At 71.4% G+C, this 19,955-nt stretch carries 25 protein-coding genes and 1 pseudogene; 11 read left to right on the plus strand and 15 right to left on the minus strand.

Annotation, left to right across the window (positions count from 1 at the left end; genetic code table 11):
• Nucleotides 1-22 precede the first annotated feature (22 nt).
• The 3 genes from ACZ60T_RS05480 to ACZ60T_RS05490 form a co-directional block, all read right to left on the minus strand.
• Nucleotides 23-568 carry a SixA phosphatase family protein gene (locus ACZ60T_RS05480; RefSeq protein ID WP_469664600.1) on the minus strand — a complete coding sequence of 182 codons (546 nt, stop codon included), beginning with the start codon at nucleotides 566-568 and terminating at the stop codon, nucleotides 23-25.
• The gene (locus ACZ60T_RS05485) at nucleotides 565-1,248 is read right to left on the minus strand and encodes a hypothetical protein (protein ID WP_365629754.1); all 684 of its coding nucleotides are present in this window, start codon (nucleotides 1,246-1,248) and stop codon (nucleotides 565-567) included. The genes ACZ60T_RS05480 and ACZ60T_RS05485 overlap by 4 nt, the downstream gene beginning before the upstream one ends.
• Before the next feature lie 137 nt (nucleotides 1,249-1,385).
• Nucleotides 1,386-2,378, minus strand: coding sequence for a hypothetical protein (locus ACZ60T_RS05490; RefSeq protein WP_469664602.1), 993 nt, complete (start codon nucleotides 2,376-2,378; stop codon nucleotides 1,386-1,388).
• A gap of 209 nt (nucleotides 2,379-2,587) precedes the next feature.
• Between ACZ60T_RS05490 and ACZ60T_RS05495 the strand changes: the two genes are divergently transcribed.
• From ACZ60T_RS05495 to ACZ60T_RS05515, 5 genes are all read left to right on the plus strand, one after another.
• Nucleotides 2,588-2,860, plus strand: coding sequence for a heavy-metal-associated domain-containing protein (locus ACZ60T_RS05495; protein ID WP_469664604.1), 273 nt, complete (start codon nucleotides 2,588-2,590; stop codon nucleotides 2,858-2,860).
• A gap of 101 nt (nucleotides 2,861-2,961) precedes the next feature.
• Nucleotides 2,962-3,243: a metal-sensitive transcriptional regulator gene (locus tag ACZ60T_RS05500; RefSeq protein ID WP_469664606.1), complete on the plus strand. Its 282-nt coding sequence runs from the start codon at nucleotides 2,962-2,964 to the stop codon at nucleotides 3,241-3,243.
• 73 nt (nucleotides 3,244-3,316) lie between these two features.
• On the plus strand, nucleotides 3,317-4,027 hold the full coding sequence (locus ACZ60T_RS05505; protein ID WP_469664608.1) for a hypothetical protein: 711 nt from the start codon (nucleotides 3,317-3,319) through the stop codon (nucleotides 4,025-4,027).
• Between the two features lie 74 nt (nucleotides 4,028-4,101).
• Entirely contained in the window at nucleotides 4,102-4,716 is a 615-nt protein-coding gene (locus tag ACZ60T_RS05510) for a nucleotidyltransferase family protein (RefSeq protein WP_469664609.1), read from the plus strand.
• A gap of 128 nt (nucleotides 4,717-4,844) precedes the next feature.
• Nucleotides 4,845-5,837 carry an aminoglycoside phosphotransferase family protein gene (locus tag ACZ60T_RS05515; RefSeq protein ID WP_469664611.1) on the plus strand — a complete coding sequence of 331 codons (993 nt, stop codon included), beginning with the start codon at nucleotides 4,845-4,847 and terminating at the stop codon, nucleotides 5,835-5,837.
• 1 nt (nucleotide 5,838) lies between these two features.
• On the opposite strand, the gene ACZ60T_RS05520 is transcribed toward ACZ60T_RS05515, so the two are convergent.
• Together ACZ60T_RS05520 and ACZ60T_RS05525 are read right to left on the minus strand one after the other, a co-directional pair.
• On the minus strand, nucleotides 5,839-6,126 hold the full coding sequence (locus tag ACZ60T_RS05520; protein WP_365629788.1) for a hypothetical protein: 288 nt from the start codon (nucleotides 6,124-6,126) through the stop codon (nucleotides 5,839-5,841).
• Nucleotides 6,127-6,176: 50 nt separating this feature from the next.
• Nucleotides 6,177-7,007, minus strand: coding sequence for a LysR family transcriptional regulator (locus ACZ60T_RS05525; RefSeq protein ID WP_469664614.1), 831 nt, complete (start codon nucleotides 7,005-7,007; stop codon nucleotides 6,177-6,179).
• Between the two features lie 122 nt (nucleotides 7,008-7,129).
• Here ACZ60T_RS05525 and ACZ60T_RS05530 point away from each other — a divergent pair, with 122 nt between their 5' ends.
• Complete coding sequence (locus ACZ60T_RS05530; protein ID WP_469664616.1) at nucleotides 7,130-8,026, plus strand: DMT family transporter; 897 nt, start codon at nucleotides 7,130-7,132, stop codon at nucleotides 8,024-8,026.
• A 71-nt stretch (nucleotides 8,027-8,097) separates the two neighbouring features.
• Here ACZ60T_RS05530 and ACZ60T_RS05535 read toward each other — a convergent pair whose 3' ends face one another.
• Both ACZ60T_RS05535 and ACZ60T_RS05540 read right to left on the minus strand, forming a co-directional pair.
• Nucleotides 8,098-8,565 carry a hypothetical protein gene (locus ACZ60T_RS05535; protein ID WP_469664618.1) on the minus strand — a complete coding sequence of 156 codons (468 nt, stop codon included), beginning with the start codon at nucleotides 8,563-8,565 and terminating at the stop codon, nucleotides 8,098-8,100.
• A gap of 121 nt (nucleotides 8,566-8,686) precedes the next feature.
• Entirely contained in the window at nucleotides 8,687-10,129 is a 1,443-nt protein-coding gene (locus tag ACZ60T_RS05540) for an MFS transporter (protein WP_469664620.1), read from the minus strand.
• Between the two features lie 219 nt (nucleotides 10,130-10,348).
• On the opposite strand from ACZ60T_RS05540, the gene ACZ60T_RS05545 reads away from it, so the two are divergent.
• Together ACZ60T_RS05545 and ACZ60T_RS05550 are read left to right on the plus strand one after the other, a co-directional pair.
• Entirely contained in the window at nucleotides 10,349-10,777 is a 429-nt protein-coding gene (locus ACZ60T_RS05545; protein WP_469664622.1) for a CoA-binding protein, read from the plus strand.
• Between the two features lie 21 nt (nucleotides 10,778-10,798).
• On the plus strand, nucleotides 10,799-11,488 hold the full coding sequence (locus ACZ60T_RS05550) for a protein-L-isoaspartate(D-aspartate) O-methyltransferase (RefSeq protein WP_469664624.1): 690 nt from the start codon (nucleotides 10,799-10,801) through the stop codon (nucleotides 11,486-11,488).
• 8 nt (nucleotides 11,489-11,496) lie between these two features.
• Here ACZ60T_RS05550 and ACZ60T_RS05555 read toward each other — a convergent pair whose 3' ends face one another.
• On the minus strand, nucleotides 11,497-12,234 hold the full coding sequence (locus ACZ60T_RS05555; protein ID WP_469664626.1) for a PP2C family protein-serine/threonine phosphatase: 738 nt from the start codon (nucleotides 12,232-12,234) through the stop codon (nucleotides 11,497-11,499).
• A 255-nt stretch (nucleotides 12,235-12,489) separates the two neighbouring features.
• On the opposite strand from ACZ60T_RS05555, the pseudogene ACZ60T_RS05560 reads away from it, so the two are divergent.
• A pseudogene (locus tag ACZ60T_RS05560) lies at nucleotides 12,490-13,392 on the plus strand (alpha/beta hydrolase); the annotation flags it as partial.
• On the opposite strand, the gene ACZ60T_RS05565 reads toward ACZ60T_RS05560, so the two are convergent.
• The 4 genes from ACZ60T_RS05565 to ACZ60T_RS05580 form a co-directional block, all read right to left on the minus strand.
• Nucleotides 13,338-14,198, minus strand: a complete 861-nt coding sequence (locus tag ACZ60T_RS05565) for an ABC transporter permease (RefSeq protein ID WP_469664628.1) — start codon at nucleotides 14,196-14,198, stop codon at nucleotides 13,338-13,340. The pseudogene ACZ60T_RS05560 and the gene ACZ60T_RS05565 overlap by 55 nt on opposite strands.
• Nucleotides 14,158-15,012 carry an ABC transporter ATP-binding protein gene (locus ACZ60T_RS05570; protein WP_469664631.1) on the minus strand — a complete coding sequence of 285 codons (855 nt, stop codon included), beginning with the start codon at nucleotides 15,010-15,012 and terminating at the stop codon, nucleotides 14,158-14,160. The genes ACZ60T_RS05565 and ACZ60T_RS05570 overlap by 41 nt, the downstream gene beginning before the upstream one ends.
• A complete protein-coding gene (locus ACZ60T_RS05575; RefSeq protein WP_469664633.1) occupies nucleotides 15,009-15,509 on the minus strand; it encodes a MarR family winged helix-turn-helix transcriptional regulator in 501 nt (166 codons plus the stop codon). Before ACZ60T_RS05575 ends, ACZ60T_RS05570 begins: the two co-directional genes overlap by 4 nt.
• Nucleotides 15,510-15,613: 104 nt before the next feature.
• Nucleotides 15,614-16,273 carry a TetR/AcrR family transcriptional regulator gene (locus ACZ60T_RS05580; RefSeq protein ID WP_469664635.1) on the minus strand — a complete coding sequence of 220 codons (660 nt, stop codon included), beginning with the start codon at nucleotides 16,271-16,273 and terminating at the stop codon, nucleotides 15,614-15,616.
• 181 nt (nucleotides 16,274-16,454) lie between these two features.
• Here ACZ60T_RS05580 and ACZ60T_RS05585 point away from each other — a divergent pair, with 181 nt between their 5' ends.
• Nucleotides 16,455-17,009 carry an NAD(P)H-dependent oxidoreductase gene (locus ACZ60T_RS05585; protein WP_365629824.1) on the plus strand — a complete coding sequence of 185 codons (555 nt, stop codon included), beginning with the start codon at nucleotides 16,455-16,457 and terminating at the stop codon, nucleotides 17,007-17,009.
• 106 nt (nucleotides 17,010-17,115) lie between these two features.
• Here ACZ60T_RS05585 and ACZ60T_RS05590 read toward each other — a convergent pair whose 3' ends face one another.
• Both ACZ60T_RS05590 and ACZ60T_RS05595 read right to left on the minus strand, forming a co-directional pair.
• Nucleotides 17,116-17,670, minus strand: coding sequence for a YbaK/EbsC family protein (locus ACZ60T_RS05590; protein ID WP_469664637.1), 555 nt, complete (start codon nucleotides 17,668-17,670; stop codon nucleotides 17,116-17,118).
• A gap of 61 nt (nucleotides 17,671-17,731) precedes the next feature.
• Nucleotides 17,732-18,496 (minus strand): acyltransferase, encoded by a 765-nt coding sequence (locus tag ACZ60T_RS05595; protein WP_365629830.1) that lies wholly within the window; start codon nucleotides 18,494-18,496, stop codon nucleotides 17,732-17,734.
• A 111-nt stretch (nucleotides 18,497-18,607) separates the two neighbouring features.
• Between ACZ60T_RS05595 and ACZ60T_RS05600 the strand changes: the two genes are divergently transcribed.
• The gene (locus ACZ60T_RS05600; RefSeq protein ID WP_469664639.1) at nucleotides 18,608-19,153 is read left to right on the plus strand and encodes a gamma carbonic anhydrase family protein; all 546 of its coding nucleotides are present in this window, start codon (nucleotides 18,608-18,610) and stop codon (nucleotides 19,151-19,153) included.
• 4 nt (nucleotides 19,154-19,157) lie between these two features.
• Here the strand turns inward: ACZ60T_RS05600 and ACZ60T_RS05605 are convergent, their stop codons facing one another.
• Nucleotides 19,158-19,814 carry a DedA family protein gene (locus tag ACZ60T_RS05605; RefSeq protein WP_469664641.1) on the minus strand — a complete coding sequence of 219 codons (657 nt, stop codon included), beginning with the start codon at nucleotides 19,812-19,814 and terminating at the stop codon, nucleotides 19,158-19,160.
• Nucleotides 19,815-19,955 lie beyond the last annotated feature (141 nt).

Here is a 19,955-nt window from a genome sequence, read left to right on the forward strand (position 1 = left end):
GACCCCGCAGGCCGACCCCCGGCTACCCCTTGCCGCCCCTCGGCACGATGACCTCGGTCAGCCGGGCCGCGCCGGGCGCGAGGGAGTCCCAGCCGCCGCCCTGCCAGGCGAGGACGGCGATCGCCGAGGTGGGGAACTTGGTGCGGACCCGGCGCAGGGCGTCACCGACGGCGCGCCCGGCGAGGGTGAGCACCAGCTCCTCGAGACCCGGGTTGTGCCCGATCACCAGCAGCGTCCCCACCTGGGCGGGCACCGCGCGCGCGGCCTGGAGCAGATCGGGGACGTCGGCCGCGTACAACTGCGGCTCAAGGCGCACGGGCGGCGGCGGGGTGTCCCACTGGACCGCGGCCAGCTCCCAGGTCTGCCGGGCACGGACGGCGGTGGAGCACAGGACGAGGTCGGGCAGGCAGCCGGCCTCGGCGAGCGCGCGGCCCGCGGCCGGGGCGTCCCGGCGGCCACGCGGCGCGAGCGGCCGTTCGTGGTCGTCCACGCCGTCGGGCCAGGCGGACTTGGCGTGCCGCAGCACGACGAGTCTGCGCGGCGGGCCCGCCGCGGCCCGGCCGCTCACGCCGGGGCCCCGATCTCCCGGGCGAGATCGAGACCGAGCAGCCGGTCGGCGTAGGCGTACGTCTCGAAGCGCGCCCCGTCGGGCATGTCGTCGGCGCGCTCGACACGCCGGAGCGCCTCCAGGACGGCGGGCACGTCGAGATCGTTCTCCCAGGCGGCCCGCAGTTCGTCGCGTACGGGGTCGGGTACGGGCCTGGAGGGCCGGGTCGCCCAGACGGCGACGGCCTTGCGCCAGCGCCCCAGCGTGTCCCGCGCGTCGGTCAGGGCGGCCGGGCCGAGGTCGACGGGGTCGCGGCGGGGGCGGGCGAGGAGGGCGAGGCGTACGACCGAGGAGGGGGCGGTGGTGTCGGCGGGTCCGGTCGCCGGGGCGACCTCGACGCAGACACCCTCGGGGGCGGCGCCCTGGTCCCCGATGACGTGCAGGGCCCGTCCGACGCCCGGCGCGTCCGGTTCGGCGCGCCGGATGCCGAGGTCGTCGGCGCGCGCCCGGAGTTCGGCGGGCACCTCGGCGACCGTCATGACGGGCGTACTCCCGAGTTCCAGGGCTCGCGCCAGGACGTCGGCCACCAGCAGCACGCGCAGGGCCGAGGTGTCGGCGCCGACCGCGTGCGCGTGGACGCGGGTCAGCCCCGGGCGGATGTCGACGGGCTCGCCGCTTCGGGCGTCGGTGATACGGAGCACGAGGCGAGCGTAGGCGGGAGGCGGCTTCGGCGCGGGGAGGTGGGACCGGTTCCGGACAGCCGCGCCCCGGCCGACCGTTGCGGTCGACCGGGGCGCGCGTGCCGTACGGGTTGCTCGTACGGGTAGCTCGTACGGCTTCAGTGCTCGTGCTGGTGCGTGTCCTGTCCGGCGTGGCCCGCGTGACCCGCGTGACCCACGTGCACGGTGAAGGCGGCGGTGTGGACCTTGCCCTCGTGCTTGAAGTCGAGGAAGAGCCGGTAGGTGCCGCTGCTCGGCGCCGCCGCCATGAAGGCGACGTCCGGGCCCGGCTTCGTCTCGCCGTCCCCGGGCTCGCCGTGCGGGTGGACGTGCAGGTACGCGAGGTCACCCGCGCGCAGGGCGACGAGGTGGCCGTAGGCGCCGAGGTAGGGCTGGAGGTCCCGCACCGGCTTGCCGTCCCGGCTCACGGTCAGCTTCAGTTCGCCGGACGCACCGGGGGCGAGCGCCCCGTCGAGCTTCACCTCGTAGCCGTCGACCTCGGCGACGCCGTGGTCCGTCGGAAGCGCCGCGGGCTTGTACGTGCCGGGCGCGGCGAGGTCGGCGCCGAGAGTGAGTCCTTCGCCGCCCTTGGGCTTGAAGTCGGCGAAGACGCGGTACGCGCCCGCCTTGGGCAGCTCCACCGGGGTGGACCAGGTGCCGTCGGCGGCCCGCGTGGGGTGCAGATGGCGATAGACGGTCAGGTCGCGCGAGGCCACGATCAGATGCAGCTCCTTGCCGTGCTCGCGCTCGAACTCGGTGACCGGGCGGCCTGTCGCGTCCCGGACGATGGCGAAGCGCACCTCGTCCGCCTTGCCCGACGCGATGTGCGGGCTCTTCAGGTCGAGCGTGTAACCGCCCTGGGAGACCTGGAGGCCGCCGGGGAGCGCCGCCGCCCCGTGCTGCGCGTGCCCGCCGTCGGCCCCATGTCCGTCCGCGTGCCCGCCGCCGGAGGCGTGGCCGTCCGCGTGACTCCGCCCCTGGGCGTGGGCTCCGTGGGCGTCGCCCTTCGCCTCGGGCGATACCGACCCGACCGCGTTGCCCACCCCGTAGGTGGCTCCGAACGTCGCGGCCAGCGCGGCGGCGAAGACGGTGACCTTGAGTCCGGTGTTCATGGCGCACTCCTCCGTTCAGGCCGCCCGGCGGGCGGCTGATGCACATCAACATACCCCCAGGGGGTATGAAGTCAACACCCGCCCCCTTGCCGGGGATTGCCCTGACGCGGGCTGGCGCGAGCTTGCGCTGGATACCGGGCAGGGGTATACATGAACCCCGACAGCAATACCCCCCAGGGGTATGACGACAGAAGCAGAAGGAAGAACCCATGGCTGACTGCTGCACCCCCGACGGAAGCTGCCACACCAAGGCGGAGACGAAGACCACGTACAAGGTCGACGGCGTCGGCAGCGCCCACTGCCAGGGCGTCGTCACCAAGGCCGTGGGCGGCCTGGACGCGATCAGCGCGGTCGAGGTCGAGATCGGGACCGGTCTGGTCACCGTGACCACCGCGACGGCGCCCGACGACGCGCTCGACGCGCTGATCGAGAAGACCGTCGACGAGGCCGGTTACGACTTCGCCGGGCGCGTAGCCGCCTGACGGGCGACACCACCACGGGGGCGGGGCCGCCTCCCTTCACGCGGCCCCGCCCCTGTCGCACGCGCCCAGACCGACGCGATGCCCCCGAGGAGAAGACCACCATGGCCGGGCACCGAACGCACCGGGACGACATCATCCGTCGACTGCGCAGGATCGAGGGCCAAGTGCGGGGCCTGCAACGGATGGTGGACGAGGAGACCTACTGCATCGAGATCCTCACCCAGGTCGCCGCCACCAACGCCGCGCTCCAGTCCTGCGCCGTGGCGCTCCTGGACGAACACCTCGCCTGCTGTGTCACGGAGGCCATCGTCGAGGGCGGCGAACAGGCCGAACTCAAGGTCAGCGAGGCCTCGAAGGCGATCGCACGCCTCGTACGCACCTGACGCGACCCGCGACCTGTTCCCGTTGCCGAGTGATCGCGTTGACCGACTCGGGCAGGACAGAGATCGTGAGCCCATGACGGACAGCACGTGGCTCAACTGCCGCAGTCACCAACTCACTCCCGGCAACGAGTTCTTCAGGAGCGACCGCAGCTTCCACCTCTTGGCCTACTCGAACAGTCACGGCCGTCTCCTGATGCGGAGCGTCGGACAACCCGGCACTCCTGGCGAACCCGAGACGACGATCGACCTGCTGTTCAAGCCCGCGATCGTGGTGAAGATCCGTGACTCCTACCGCGGCTTGGCGATCAGATGCGCGACCGAGGCCGAGAGAGCGCGGGTCAAAGCCGAGTACACCAGCGTGTCCTTCGACAGTGAGGATCAGGTCTTCGTACTGGAGAGCCAGGGCGAGTCCGACTACGTGGTCGCCCTGGCCGTCGGCTGGACGGAGGGGATACTCGACCTGACGCGCCCGAGCTTCTTCACCGGCTTCCGCCCCGACTCGGCGACCTGGCCCCACCGCCCTCTCGACGGCCCCGCCCACGGCCTCGACGCGGCCTCGCCCCAGGAACTCATCGCCGCGCTGACGAACGAAGAGACCACCCCGAAACGCCGGACGCGTCACGGCTACGTCTACGTCGTCATGATGCGGGCAACCCACCCCACGGGCCCCGAAGTCAAGGGAGTCGGCGCCTTCCTGACCAGAACGGAAGCGGAAGAGGCACAGGCCGTGATCACGGCGAAGTCGGTCGAATGCTGGGTGGAGGAGCTTCCGATCGCGGTCTGATGAGGAACCGCGACCTGCTGCAACTCCCCCTGGACACGGGCCTGGTGACGCCCGCAGCGTGGTAGTCATAGGCGATGGCCGGTCACCTCGCCCTGGACGAACAACTCGTCGCCCTCAAGTCCGCGCTCTCCCGCAACGACGTACTGCTGGAAGTACTGGACCGCACCGCGTCGTTGGCGCTGCCCGGCTGGTACGTGACGGCGGGATGCCTGTTCCAGACCGTCTGGAACGTGGTCACCGACCGCCCTCCCACAAGCGGGATCAAGGACTACGACGTCTTCTACTTCGACGGAGGCGATCTGTCCTGGGAAGCCGAGGACGCGGTGATCCGCGCGGGCAAGGAGGTCTTCGCCGACCTGCCCGCCGAGGTCGAGATCCGCAACGAGGCCCGCGTCCACCTCTGGTACGAGCAGAAGTTCGGCGTCCCCTGCGCCGCGCACGCCTCCACCGAGGCGGCCATCAACTGCTTCGCCGCGACCACCTGTTGCCTCGGGGTGCGCCTGGAGCCGGGCGGCCACTGGCGCGTCTACGCACCACACGGCCTCTCCGACATCTTCAACCTCGTCGTACGCCCCAACCCGGTACTCGCCCCACGAGAGGTCTACGAGACCAAGACGGCACGCTGGCGACAACAGTGGCCCCAACTGACCGTACTGGACTGGCCGTCCGACCCCGTTGAGCGACCCTGACGACCGGACACCGCAGCCCGGATGATCAAGCCCAACCCGATCGATGCCACCACACACAGTGAGCCCAGGCAGCAGGCACCGGGGACATCAACGTGCGCAGGACAAGCGCGGCAGGGTGTACTGACCCCATGGCCGATCATCTCCGACCGCACAACGACGACTGGGTTGCCTACTTCGTGGGCAGAGGGCACTCCGATCCACGGCCGTTGGCCGCTGGTGTCGAAGGGGCTGTCTATCGGCTAGGTGATGGCGTGGTCGCCAAGGTGTGGAGCGGTTGCGGTCGTTCGCCGGGAGACCTTCGTCTGATCCGTCAGGTCTACGCGGACATCCGCCGCCATCCGTTGCCCTTCGCGACCCCGCAGATCCTCGCCACCGAGGAGCACAACGGCACATTGGTCACCTACGAGCGCGAGTTGCCGGGTGCGCCCCTGCGTGACGACGCCGGGAACCCGCCACCGGCTCGCAGGCTGCCCGCGTACGAGACCGATGCCCTGCTCACCGTGCTCCGCGGGCTCGCGTCCGTCCCCGGTTCATCCGCGATGCGGCGGCTGGCCGTTCGGGGCGACGATCGTCCGCTGTGGGAGGGGCACACTCGCTTTCCCGACGCGCTCGCCGCCTTGCTCCTACGGGCCGTTCACCGTAACGGAGACGCGCTCGCCGCCTTGCTCCTACGGGCCGTTCACCGTAACGGAGACGCGCTCGCGGCATCGGTGCCTGGGCTGGCCGGACTACTTGAGCGGACCACCCGGGCACTCCATGCCCTGCCGACGCCACCCGTGGCCGCCCTCCACGGCGATCTGGTCCCGTCGAACATCCACGTCGACGAAGCCGGACGGCCCGTCGCGGTCCTGGACTTCGGGTTCTTCACAACGGCCGGAGACCCGGCCTTCGAAGCGGCGGTGACAGCGGCGATCTGGGACATGTACGGCCCGGACGCCGAACGTCACACGGCCGAACTCACCAGCCTGTTCGCAACGTCCTTGGGGCATGAAGAAGAGGTGCTGACGCTCTATCAGGCGGCTTACGCCATGGCCACGTACGACCTGTTCGGTGCGGACGGCAGCGACGGCCACTTCCGATGGTGCGCGGCACTGCTCAACCGCGCCCTGTCGGAGCATTAGCTCAGCCGAGGCCACGATGGGCGGCCCACAACTCCCCTGCCTTGCTGGCGGCTTCGGCGATCAGGGCTGCCAACTCGGGCTTGTCGGGGACAGGGAACGAGACGTATGCGCCCCGGCCACCGGCGACCGGTCGGCCGTAGGCCTTCGTGGCGAGGTGACCGTCCGGGAGAAGTCTGACGTTGAGCGTGCTCAGTGTGAACGCCTCACCGCGTCGCGTGTCCGTCCAGCGGAGCGCCTGCGGGATCGTGACGTTGATCGCCAGAGCACTCACTTCCAGGTCGCTACTCATGGATGGATGATCTCACGAGGCGTTCGCCCATGTGCGCGAACAGAGCGGTGCTACCGGTAGGTACGCCAGGTCTCGTGGAGCGCGGCGGCGATGTCGTCCCGGGTTCTGGTGGCGAGCCGGTCGCTGGTGACCAGGCTCAGGGGGATCGCGGGGAGGGGTGGGAGAGCGTCGATCCTTCGCAGGCCTTGCTCGTGGTCCCGGGTCAGGGGAAGTGCCGTGATACCGCCGGTGGTTCTGACGGCGGCGAGGAGGCTGAGGAGGTCGATGCACTCGCGGGCCGGAGGTCTGCCCGCCGCCGTCTCAGAGGCGAGGATCCGTTCCCTGATGGCGCAGGGGGCCGTGAAGGCGACGATCTTGCCCGGCTCCGGCGCCCGGTCGGCCGGGCCCGCCCAGGCCAGCGGGAGGTCGGCGATATGGCGTGTGCCGTGGCCGAGGTCGCCGATCCCCAGGGCCACGTCCGCCGCGTGGTCATGCACGAACTCCCGTACGCGCGCGCTGCGATGGAACCTGAACCGGACAGGCCGGTCCGGGTAGTCACGGGTGAGTACGTGGGCGACGGCGCGCAGCAGCGGCTCCGTCGCGTGCTCGGTGGAGACGACCACGAGGTCCCCGGTATCGGGGCCCAGCAGTCGGCGCAGGGCGTCGTCATGCTCGCCGAGCAGCCGGTACGCCTCGCGCAGTACGTCCTCGCCGCGCGAGGTGAAGGCGATGTTGCGGCCCTGGCGCGCCACGACGGGGAAGCCCAACTGCCCTTCCAGACGGCGCAGATGCCCACTGACGGCCGCCTGCGACAAGTGCAGGGCGTCGGCGGCCTTGCGTACTCCGCCGAAGGAAGCCACGGTGACCAGGCTGCGCAGACACGTGATGTCGAGGTTCAGCACGGCCTCATTGTGACCGGTGAACGGCCCCCGGGCGGTGCACTGTTCACGATTCGCGATCAGTCACGCCCAGGCCCGGACCCGGATGCTGAAGTCGGCACGTGAATCAACGACTTCTACCGACCGTGACCGTCCTCCTCTACGCCATCAGCTACCCGCTCGGCGCGCTCACCCTCGACCATGTCACACCGTTCCTGCTGATCCTGCTGCGCTTCGTCCTCAGCGCCGCGCTGATGTGGGCCGTCGTGGCCGTACGGCGCGTCCCGCTGCCGCGCGGTCGTGTGCTCGCCTGGGCCGTGGTCGGCGGGGTGTTGGTGCAGGGGGTCCAATTCCTGGGCCTGTACTGGGGTATGGCGCACGGCGTCAGCGCGGGTATCGCCTCCCTGGTGATCGCGATGAACCCGGTCGCCACCGCTGTCCTCGCCCGACTCCTGCTGCGCCGACGGGAGAACCGCTGGGGTCTCCTCGCGCTCGCCTGCGGTGCGGTGGGCGTGATCGCGGCCTGCTTGCCACGACTGCTGGCCGACCCGGCGGTGGGACCGGGCCTGATCACCGTCCTCATCGCCCTGGGCGGCCTGTCCGCAGGCTCCCTCCTCCAGGAACGGAAGCTGCGCACGGTGGACCCCTTCGCGTTCACGGCCATCGGCGTCACCGGTTCCGTCCCGGCGGCCGGCGCCCTCGCCCTCACCACCCCGCAGCACTTCTCCGACCCGGCACCCGCCCTCGGACTGCTCCTCCTGCTGGTACTCGCCAGCGCGCTCGCCCTGGTCTGCTACGCGGCCTGCGTACGGCGCACGGGAGCCAGGGGAGCGTCGGTCCTCTTCGCCCTCATCCCCTCGGTCGCCGTGGTCGCGGCCTGGCTCGTCCAGGGCACGCCCCTCGACATCACCACCGCGATCGGCCTCACCGGAGGCGCACTCGCCTGCGTCGCCCAGACCCGGGCGGCCCGCAGCACACCCGCGTCACCGACCCCGGCCGCCCCGGAACCGTCGCCCTCACTGGTGGCGCATGCCTGCCGATGAACCTCGAACAGACTTCACCGGTGGCGCGCAGCCTCTCACGCAGGCAGCGCGCCACCGGTTCTCCCGTATCGCTACTTGGACTTGTCGAGTTCGTCGGCGAACGCGCGCAGGGCGTCGGCGAGTTCCTTCTTCGTGGGCAACTGGTCGATCTTCTGGTCGAGTTGCGAGATACGCCGGTTCAGCTCGGCCAGATCGGGCTGGGAACCGGGCGACGACGGTGACCCCGTGGACGGTAACTCGGTGGACGGGGCGGTCGGGTCTCCGGCGCCGGACGTCGGTGACGGATCACTGCCGCTGTCGCCACCGGTACCACCACCAGTACCGCCGTCCGTGCCGCCGTTGGTGTCCCCAGCCGACGGCATGACGGTCTCCCCCGAAGAAGGCGGGCCCGAGGTGGTGTCGTCGTCCGAGCCGGACGCGAGGGCGACCCCGAAGCTCAGCGCCACCAGAACGGCCGCCCCTGCGACGGCAGTTGTGACGCGTCGAACGTATCGAGTGCGGACCGTGGACGAGTTGTGAGTGTTCTGTGAGTTCTCCATGCGGGTGACGCTACTCGTGCGCATGCATGGACGGACCGATTCCATGCAACACGGAATCGGCCGCCCGGGAGTTCCCCGGACGGCCAACCCGACAGACAGGACCGCGCGTTCTCAAGTACCCCTAGATACCGGCCCGTTCAGCCTGTCCCGTCGACGCGGAGTCCGTCTGGCCCCCGGAGGTCGCCTTGTCCCCACGCATGGCGACCAGCGTGATCAGGCCACCGGCCGCCGCGATCACCGCGGCCCAGACGAAGGCCGAGCTGAAGCCGTCCGTGAGCGCGGGCAGGTTGCCCAGTTCGCCAGCGCCCCGCGACGTCGCCACCGCGGTGAGCGCCGCGAGGCCCAGGGCCGACCCCACCTGGTAGGTGGTGTTGACGATGCCCGAGGCCAGGCCCGCCTGTTCCTGCGGGGCGCCCGACATCGCGGTCATCATCGTCGGGATGTACGCGAGCGACATACCGAGCGCCGCGACCAGCGAGGCGGGCAGGACGTCGACCACGAAGGTACCCGTCGGCTCGACGGCCGACAGCCACAGCAGACCGGCCGCCAGGACCAGCAGCCCACCGCCGATCAGCGGCTTGGCGCCGAGCTTCGCCATCAGCCGGGCCGTGATGGCGGTCATGAAGATCATCAGCAGCACGGTCATCGGCAGCAGCGCGGCCCCCGACTCGAACGCCCCGTAGCCCAGGACCTGTTGGAGGTACAGGTTGAGGAAGTACCACATCGGGATCCACGCGGCGCCGAGCAGCGTCATCGCCAGGTTGGCCGAACCCAGCCGCGGCACACGCCAGATGGCGAGCGGCATCAGTGGTTCGCGTACCGCCTTCTGTACGACGAGGAAGAGCGCCAGGAGCACGACGGCGGCGATCAGTTCGAGCACCGTGCCGGTGGAGCCCCACCCGGCCTCCGGCGCACGGACGACGGCGAGGACGGCGAGCGCCAGACCCGCGGTGACCGCGACGGCCCCCAGCACGTCCACACCGCCACGGCGACCGGCGACGGCGGGCAGCAGCCCGGTGGCCGCCAGGGTGGCGACACCGATCGGCACATAGATGACGAAGACCCAGGGCCAGCTCAGCCACTCGGTGAACACTCCGCCGAGGAAGACACCGGCCGTACCGCCCGCGGGAGCCGCCGCCCCGTAGAGCGCCATGGCCTTGCCGAGTTCCCTCGGGTTGTGCCCGAAGAGCATCATCAGCAGCGTCATGGCCGAGGGCGCGATCAGCGCGCCGCCCACCCCCTGCACCGCACGCCCGACGACCTCCACGGTCACGGACTGCGCCGCGGCGGCGACGACCGAACCCGCGATCAGCACCACCCAGCCGGTGGTGAAGACCTTGCGCGCGCCGAGCAGATCGGACAGGCGGCCACCGAGCAGCAGCAACCCGCCGAAGGCGATGACGTACGCGTTGAAGACCCACTGCAACTCGCCCTGCGAGAAGCCGAGATCCTTCTGCATCTCCGGGAGCGCCACCCCGATGATGGACGTGTCCATGATCACCATGAACTGGGCGGCGGCGAGCACCAGAAGCGCCCACCAGCGCCGGGGATTGACGGCTGACATGGTTTCACCCTCCTTATATATACCCCCAGGGGGTACCTCGTGCGGAGCAACGTAGCATACCCCTGAGGGGTATGTAAGCCTGCCGGGGAAGCCATGGACGACAGCGCGGGAACGCCGGTGCGGGGATGGCGGGAGCGTCGGGAACCGCCGTACGGGAATGGCACGCGGCCGATGGCCGTTCCCCCAACAGCGACATCACGACCCCGTGGAGGCACAGCCATGCACAGCGAGACGGCGACGGTCCGGAAGATCCTCGAGGACCTCGGTGACACCTGGGCGATCGTCGGCCTCTCCTCGAACGAGCGGCGCGCGGCCTACGGAGTCGCGGACGTCCTGCGCCGCTACGGCAAGCGGATCGTCCCCGTCCACCCCAAGGCCGAGACGGTGCACGGGGAGCAGGGCTACCCCTCGCTCGCCGCCATCCCCTTCGACGTCGACGTCGTGGACGTCTTCGTGAACAGCGACTTCGCGGGCGCGGTCGCCGACGAGGCCGTGGCCAAGGGCGTCAAGGCCGTGTGGTTCCAGCTCGGTGTGACCGACGAGGCCGCGTACGAGCGGACCCGTGCCGCAGGACTGGAGATGGTCATGAACCGCTGCCCCGCCATCGAGATCCCGCGCCTCGGCACCGAGATCCCGCACGTCGGCTGACCCCACCCGACGGGACCGCCCGTGAACGCCCTGCCCCGCACCCCCGAAGATCTCGTACGGGCCCTCCGGGCCGCCGGGATCAGGGACGAACGGCTGCTCGACGCCGTACGGGCGACGCCCCGGGCGGACTTCGTACCGGCCGGACAGGGCGCCGCCGCCTACCGGGACGCGCCCGTTCCGATCGGGCAGGGGCAGGTCACGACGCAACCGTCGCTGTCCGCCATGATGATCGAGAGCCTTGAGCTGAGCGGCGGCGAGCACGTCCTGGAGGTGGGTACCGGTCTCGGCTTCCAGACCGCGCTGCTCGCCCGCCTGGCCGCCGACGTGGTCAGCGTCGAGATGCGGCCGGACATCGCCGCACAGGCACGCGCCCACCTCGCGGACCGGGGCGTACGGAACGTGGAGTTGCGGGTCGGCGACGGCAGCGGCGGCGTGCCGGACCGCGCTCCGTACGACGCGGTGCTGGTGTCGGCCGCGTTCCCGGAGGTGCCCGCTCCCCTCGTCGCGCAACTCCGGCCGGGCGGACGCCTCGTGCAGCCGATCGGGCCGGGCGGGCACGAGCAGGTGGTGTGCTTCGTACGCCGTACCCGCGCACCGGAACTGGAGCGGCTGCGCTTCGTCACCGCGGCCTGCTTCGTACGGCTGGGGGGACGGTACGGCTACCCGCAGGACGCGGAGCGGGACGGCGAGGACGGTGCGAACTCCCCGTGAGACTCCGCCTATTCACCTCCGACCCGCACCACGGCCAGCGTGATGTTGTCGGGCCCGCCCGCCTCGATGGCGGCCTTCCACACCTCGAAGACCGCCCGGCCGTCGTCGTGTTCCCGTAGCACCGCGTCGAGTACGTCCGTCGTCAGCGGGTCCGTCACACCGTCGGTGCAGACGAGGTAGCGGTCGCCCGGTGACAGCGGCGCGGTCGTCACATGGGGCCGGACGGCGCGGTAGGTGGGGGTGCCGCCCAGGCACTGGGTGACCAGGGACGTGGTGCGCTGTCCGGGGGCGAGCGGTGGGCTGTCGTCGACACTGAGCTGGCGCAGCCCGTCGTGGGACGCCGCGAAGACCCGGCTGTCCCCCACGTTGAACGCCAGCAGCGAGCCGGGGAGGAAGACGGCGCCCGCGACCGTCGTCCCCATGGCCGTCCGGTCGCCTCCGGCGGCCTCGAACACGGCGCGGTTGCAGGCGTTCAGGGCGTCGTGGACGGTGTCCTCGCCCGTCAGGGCGGGACCTGTCGAGGCGAGGCGGCGTACGACCAGGGCACTGGCCACATCGCCGCCCGGCTGTCCGCCGAGCCCGTCGGCGACGGCAACCACGAGGGGCGTACCGAGAGGGAAGACCAGGGTCTGCGGGCTCTCGGTCACGGTGGCGCACAGCGTCCATGGCCCGATGACGAGGCTGTCCTCGTTCCGCTCGCGCAGCAGCCCCGGATGGCTCAGCGCGCTCACAGCGACATACGGCATGGGGGCCACCGCCTTCCCGCAAGGGGGTACACCGCCGGAAGCCGGGCTACGGCTTCAAGTCTAGGAACGGTGCGGTGCGGGGTGCCACCGCCCGTGGGGACGGAGGGGGCCGTTCCGGAGCGGGGTCCGTCTTGCGCCGCGCGGCACCCCCTCCGAAGCTGGACGCCGGACGACGAAGACGACGCGGGAAGAGGGTGCGTGGTGCGCGAGGCATGGGCGGCCGAGGCCCGGGAGCGGGTGGAGGCGGGCAGACCGATGTCCCCCGGCGTGCGGGCGATCACGCTGGACGGCGCGGGCATCCCGCTGTCCGCACTGCTCGCCGAGCCGATGGACGGGCCGCCGCGCGCCACCGTGGTCGCGCTGCACGGCGGAGGCATGACCGCCGGGTACTTCGACGGCCAGGCGCACCCCGACCTGTCCCTGCTCACCCTGGCCGCGCGCCAGGGCCTCACCGTGCTCGCCCTGGACCGTCCCGGCTACGGCTCCTCGGCCCTGTCCTTCCCCGAGGGGCGGACGCTCGACGAGCAGGCGGCCACGACCGGCGCGGCGCTCGAGGACTTCACCCGGAGGTTCGCGACCGGTGCGGGCATCCTGCTGCTCGGGCACTCCTACGGCGGCAAGCTCGCCCTGCGCCTGGCCGCCGACGCCCTGCCCGCCTCCCTGCTCGCGCTGGACGTCTCCGGCTGCGGACACCGGTTCGCCGCCGACCTGTCCGAGCTGGGACAGGCCGGGGGCCCGCGTCAACGGCACCTGAACTGGGGGCCGTTGAAGCTCTACCCGCCGGGTGTCTTCTGGGCCGGCTCGAGCGTGGTGGCGGCGATGCCGCGCCGTGAGGCCGAGGACGCGGCGAACTGGCCCGGGATCTGCGGGAGTCTGCTGCCCCGCGTCCGGGTGCCGGTCCGGCTGACCTTCGCCGAGCACGAGGCCTGGTGGTGCCACTCCGACGAGGACGTGGCCGAGCTGGTGGGGCTGATGAGCGCCGCGCCCCGGGTGCTCGTGGACCGGCTTCCGGACGCGGGCCACAACATCAGCCTGGGCTGGGCCGCCCGGACGTACCACCTGCGCGCGCTCACGTTCTTCGAGGAGACGCTCCCCTCCCCCGATCAGCGAGCCAGCCGCCCCAGCAGCGACGACGCCGAGGCGATGCCCGCGGCGGCGGCCAGCGGCAGCACCGCGAAGTCGAGCAGCAGATGGGACGGCGTGCCGAGCAGCAGCCCGCGCAACGCGTCGACCTGGTAGCTCAGCGGGTTGACCTTGCTGACGGCCTGGAGCCAGCCGGGCATGACGGACACCGGGTAGAGGGCGTTGGAGCCGAAGAACAGCGGCATCGTGATCGCCTGGCCGATGCCCATCAGCCGGTCACGGGTCAGCACGATACCCGCGATCGTCATGGACAGGCAGGAGAAGAAGACGGAGCCGAGGACGACCGCCACCACCACCCCGAGGAGCCGGAGCGGGTTCCAGGTCATCGCCACCCCGAGCGCCGCCGCGATCAGCACGACCACGACCGCCTGGACCAGCGCCTTCACCCCGGCAGCGAACGCCTTGCCGGTGATGAGCGCCGCGCGTGGCGTGGGCGTCACCAGCAGCTTCGTCAGGATCCCGGCGTCCCGCTCCCAGATGATCATGATGCCGTAGAAGATGGCGATGAACATCGCGGACTGGGCGATGATGCCGGGCGCGAGGTAGTCCAGGTAGGGGATGCCTCCGGTGGGTATCGCGCGGATGCGGGTGAACGTCTCGCCGAAGATCAGCAGCCAGAGCGCGGGCTGGACCGCCCGTGTGTACAGCTCGGTACGGTCGTGGCGCAGCTTCTGGAGTTCGACCGCGCACATCGCGAGGACCCGTGCGGGCAGCACCCGCCAGCCGGTACGGGCTCGGGGCGGGGTCACCAGCAGGTCGAGGTCCACCGGGTGGACGCGGTCAGCCGACACGGGACGCGGTGCGACGGGTGCTTCGGACATCACGGAAGTCTCCTGACTGGTCGTCGAGTCCGCTGCCGGCGACGTCACGGAAGACGTCTTCCAGCGTGGGCAGCGGGCCTTCGGTGCCGAGCCGTTCTCCGAGGCCGCGCCGCAGCTCGTCAGGGGTGCCGAGGGCGTGGACGCGGCCACGGTGCATCAGGGCGACCCGGTCGCAGTACTGGTCGGCCTCGTCCATGTAGTGGGTGGTGACGAGGACGGTCATGCCGGTGGCCGCGCGGACGGCGTTGATGTGCTCCCACACGTTGGTGCGGGCGATCGGGTCGAGGCCGATGGTCGGTTCGTCGAGGATGAGCAGGCGGGGCGCGCTGACCAGGGCCTGGGCGAGTTCGAGTCGGCGCACCATGCCGCCGGAGTACGTACGGGCGAGCCGGTCGGCCGCGGCGGTGAGGTCCATGGCCGCGAGGGCCTGCTCGACGCGCTTGGCCCGCTCACGGCGGGAGACGTCGAAGACGCGGGCGAACAGGGCCACGTTCTCCCGCCCGGTGAGCCCGGAGTCGGCGGAGAGCTGCTGCGGCACATAGCCCAACAGGCGCCGCACGGCCATGCGTTCACGGGCCGCGTCATGGCCGAAGACATGGATCTTGCCCACCGGGACGGGGAGGAGCGTGGTGATACAGCGGATCGCGGTGGTCTTGCCCGCGCCGTTGGGGCCGAGCAGTCCGAACACCTCGCCGTCGCGGACGGACAGGTCGAGTCCGTCGACCGCCTTGGTCTCCGCGAAGGAGTAGGCGAGCCCGGTGCAGGTGACGGCGCGGGTCTCGGGGGCGTCGTCGTATGTCGCGTTGCCCGTCATGTCTCCTCGGCCTCCTCGTGCAGGTTCTCCGCCAGCTTGCGCAGGGCCGGAAGGGCCGCCTCCAGCGCCTCGCGGTCCGCCTCGTCGAGGCGGGCCACCTGGCGGCGTACGAGTGCGGTGCGCCGCTCGCGCCAGTCGCGCAGCCGTGCGGTGGCGGCCTCGGTGGGCAGCAGCCGCGCGGCCCGCCGGTCGGCCGGGTCCGTCGCGCGGATCAGATAGCCGTCCCGCGCCAGCCGGTTGACCAGCGTCGAGACGGAGTTGCCCGCCAGATACAGCTCCTTGGCGGCTTCCGACACCCCGATACCGGGGCGCGCCACGACCAGGCGCAGCAGTTCGACCTCGGCGCCACGCAGGCGCGGCGCGGTCATCCCGCCGCGCAGCCGCCGCCGGATCAGCCGCTGCACTCCGGCGAGCGCGACGGCCAGATCGTCGGCGAAGCGTTCGGAGCCCACGGATCCCGGCTCCGACTCCGACCCTGACTCCGACTCCACAGTCATTTCGCGGTCCACGCTTTCGACGATAGCTCTGTTTCAGAGGTATTGGGGAAAGAGAGGGCCAAGGCGGGGGAACGGGCAGGGCAAGAAGAGCCCGGAGGCGCGCGTCAGCCGGGACATCGCTCCGTGTAGCGGCCGACCAGGTCGCACCAGCCCGCCTCCAGGCGCTCCACCGGCATCGCGCGGCGGGTGAGCAGGTCGTCCACGAGGACCGTCTCCAGATAGCCGAGCAGGGCGTGCGCGGTGAGTTCGATGTCGGCGTCCACGCGCGCCTCCCGCAGCAGCAGGGAGACGTGGGCCAGCCGGAACTGGTACGGCGGCGTGGCGCGACGGCGGCCCGGCTGCGCGTGGGCGGCCAGGTAGAGGTCCCGGTGCGCGTGCTCATGGCGGATCACGGTGGAGCCGAAGGCGCGCAGGCGCTCCACCGGGGACGCGCCGGGCCCGAGCGGTGGCGGCCCGGCGAAGAAGGCGGTCTGGAGCTGCTGCTCGTAGTGGCCGAGCAGCTCCGCCAGCAGGCCCGTGCGGTCACCGAAGCGCCGGAAGACCGTGCCCTTGCCGACCCCCGCGCCCTGGGCGATGTCCTCCATGGTCACGTTCGCGATGCCGCGCTCGGCGGCGAGGCACGCGGCGACCTCCAGCAGCCGAGCGCGGTTGCGCGCGGCGTCGGCGCGCAGCCGGGGCGCCTCGCCGGTCGGCATGAGCGCGAGGTCGGTACGGCCGCCGTGGTCGTCCTGCGGCGCGGGAAGGGGCGGGAGCGGCTCGATCATGAGGCCAGCGTAGCGCCTCGGGGCGACAAACGGACCCAGGTCCGCTTAAGCTGGCGAACCGGACCCTGGTCCGGTTATGCTCCGTGAGAAGTGGACCTCGGTCCGGTTAAAGTGGTACAACATTCAACGGACTCACTCGGTCCGCTTGGCTTCTCAACGCACACTCTCTGGGAGTTTCGCCATGTCCGTACGCATCCTCGCGCTCGTCGGCAGCCTTCGCGCCGGTTCCCACAACCGTCAGCTCGCCGAGGCCGCCGTGAAGCACGCCCCCGAGGGCGTCGAGGTGGAGCTCTTCGAGGGGCTCGCCGAGGTCCCCTTCTACAACGAGGACACCGACGTCGAGGGCAGCGTTCCGCAGGCCGCCGCCACGCTGCGCGCCGCCGCCGGCAAGGCCGACGCCCTGCTGCTCTTCACGCCCGAGTACAACGGCACCATCCCGGCCGTCCTGAAGAACGGGATCGACTGGCTGTCCCGTCCGTTCGGCGCGGGCGCCCTCTCCGGCAAGCCGGTCGCCGTCGTCGGCACCGCGTTCGGCCAGTACGGCGGCGTGTGGGCGCAGGACGAGGCCCGCAAGGCCGTGGGCATCGCCGGTGCCGTCGTCGTCGAGGAGGCCAAGCTGGCCATCCCCGGCTCGATGACCCGCTTCGCCGAGACCCACCCGGCCGACGACAGCGAGGCCGTCGAGGGTCTGGTCAAGGCTCTCGGACTGGTCGCGCAGACCGTGTCCGCCGCCTGATCATCGGGATCCGGCCGCGTCAACGGCCGGGCCCCACAAGGCCCGTGGGCCAGGACCGCTCGGTCCTGGCCCACGGCCGTTTCCCCCCGGAACGCCTCCGGGTACGTCAGATGCCCAGCCCCTCCAGCACCACCGCGTTCGCCAGCTCCGCGAACGCCTTGCCCGGCACCAGCAGCTTGCCCCGCCGCCGTCCGCTGCCGACCACGACATAAGGCAGGTCGATCACCGACGGGTCCACCAACACCGGCCACGTAGCGGGCAGTCCGAGCGGAGTGATCCCGCCGTACTCCATGCCGGTCTCCCCCGTCGCCCTCTCCATCGGCGCGAACGAGGCCTTACGGGCGCCCAGTTGACGGCGGACCGCGCCGTTGACGTCGACCCGCGTACCGGAGAGGACGACACACGCCGCGAGCGTCGTCTCGCTGCCCCGCTTCCCCGCCACCACGACGCAGTTGGCGGACCGGTCGAGCAGATCCTCGCCGTAGTGCTCCAGGAAGACCGAGGTGTCGGCCCACTCGGGGTTGGTGTCGACGTAGACGATCTGCTCGGCGGGCACGCTGCCGCTCCACCGCCGTACGGCGTCCGCGACCGGGCGGGTCAGCTCGTCGAGGCAGTCGGGGGCGGGTGTGGCGTGGTCGAAGTCTCCGATGGGTGCGCGCATGGGCCGCACGTTACAGCGGTGGACCGGCTCCCCCTGCGGGCGTCTCGGCGCGTGGAACCGCTCAGGCCTCGGCGTCCAGCTCCGCGAGCCGGGAGACAGCCTCGTCGTCCAGGTCCGACAGCGCGAGCAACTGCTCCGGGGTGACCCCGTCGGGGATCGGCACCGGGGCCGGGGTCCGCAGCGGCGGCTGCCAGCCGTCCTTCGGCGTCCAGCGCCGTACGACCCGGGCCGGGGCCCCGGCCACCACCGCGTGGTCCGGCACCTCTCCGCGGACGACCGCCCCGGCCGCCACGACCACGTTCCGCCCGATCCGCGCGCCCGGCAGGATCACCGCGCCCGTCCCTATCCAGCACCCGGAGCCGATCTCCACCGGCTCCATCCGCGGCCACTGCTTGCCGATGGGCTGGTGGGGGTCGTCGTACGAGTGGTTCGTGGAGGTCACGTAGACGTACGGCCCGAAGTAGCAGTCGCTGCCGATCGTGACCGTGGTGTCGGCGATGACATGGCTGCCGCGGCCGAGCACGACGCCGTCGCCGATGCGCAGGATGGGGTGCGGGCCGAGGTCGAGGTCGGGCATCAGACCGGCGGTCAGGGTGACCTGCTCGCCGATGATGCAGTGCGCGCCGAGGTGGATCCAGGGCTCGCCGAAGACCGTGCCGAGCGGGAAGGCGAGCCGCGTACCGGTGCCCATCGCGCCGAAGCGGAGGCGCCCGGGATGCTCCGCGGTCACGGAACCCGTGCGCTGCGCCCAGGCCCAGGCAGCGTGAACGGCGCGCTGTGCGAGAGCGCGCCGCCATGACGAGAACGTGTTCCTGCTCCTGGGCACCCGCTCACCGTACTCAGCGCGGGGTGCGCCCTCGGCCCCGTACGGCTGTGATCTTCGCCCCACCGATGGCGTACGGTGCCAGGCGGACGAAGCGACCACGAGGAGACGGTGATGACGCACAAGGCACTGATCACGGGCATCGGCGGCAGGGAGCCCGAGGTGGACCAGGAGGCGTTCACCGCGCCCACGTCCGTGGTGATCGGGGATGTGAGGCTGCGCGCGGGCGCCAGTGTCTGGTACGGGGCGGTGCTGCGCGGCGACGTGGAACGGATCACCGTCGGGGCGGACAGCAATGTGCAGGACAACTGCACGCTCCACGCGGACCCGAGCTTCCCGGTCACCGTCGGGGAGCGGGTCTCCATCGGCCACAACGCCGTCGTGCACGGGGCGACCGTCGAGGACGACTGCCTGATCGGGATGGGTGCCACGGTCCTCAACGGCGCGGTGATAGGCGCGGGCTCCCTCGTCGCCGCCCAGGCGCTGGTGCCGCAGGGTATGCGCGTGCCCCCGGGCTCACTCGTCGCCGGTGTCCCCGCGAAGGTCAGGCGGGAACTGACGGCCGAGGAGCGCGAGGGCGTCACGCTGAACGGAACGATGTACGCGGAACTCGCGCGGGCGCACCGCGGCGTGCACGAGTCCGGCGCGCGCGAGTCCTGAGACGTCAGTCGGCGGTCGGGGCCGGGACGGTCTCGGGCTCGGCCGCCTCGCGCTCGGCGGCCGACTTCTTCGCCTTCCGCTTGACAATCAGCATCGAGGCGAGGCCGATGACCACGGCCGCCACGAGTCCCAGGTACGAGAACTGCTTGAGCCAGGACTCGGCGACCACACCGAGGTAGTAGATGACCGCGGTGGTGCCGCCCGCCCAGATGACGCCGCCGAGGACGTTGGCGATCAGGAACTTCCAGTACGGCATCCGCAGCACACCGGCGAGCGGGCCCGCGAAGATACGCAGCAGGGCGACGAACCGGCCGAAGAAGACCGCCCACATGCCCCACTTGGTGAAGGACCGCTCGGCCGTCGCGACATGGCCCTCACTGAAGTGCCGCGGGAACTTCTTCCCCAGCCAGGCCAGCAGCGGCCGGCCGCCCTTGCGGCCGATGGCGTAGCCGATGGAGTCACCGACGACGGCGCCGAGGCTCGCGCAGCCGCCCAGGATCACGGGGTTGATGCCGCCGTGCTGGGAGGACATCAGCGCGGCGGAGACGAGGACGATCTCACCCGGGAGCGGAATGCCCAGGCTCTCCAGACCGATCACCAGGCCCACGACGGCGTAGACGAGGGCCGCGGGTACCGTGTCGAGCCACTCCTGGACGTGCACTACCGGTCCTCCCCGTTTTCGCGTCCATGTCTAGGCGCACGCCCTCGGGGCGCACTCCAGGAAGCCTACCTGTTCGACCGGCAAGGGCGACGGGCTCGCGCCCCCGCCGACCGGGACCGCTCCGCCCGCGCCCCGCGCGTG

It is taken from the genome of Streptomyces sp. NPDC104371, from assembly GCF_055583785.1.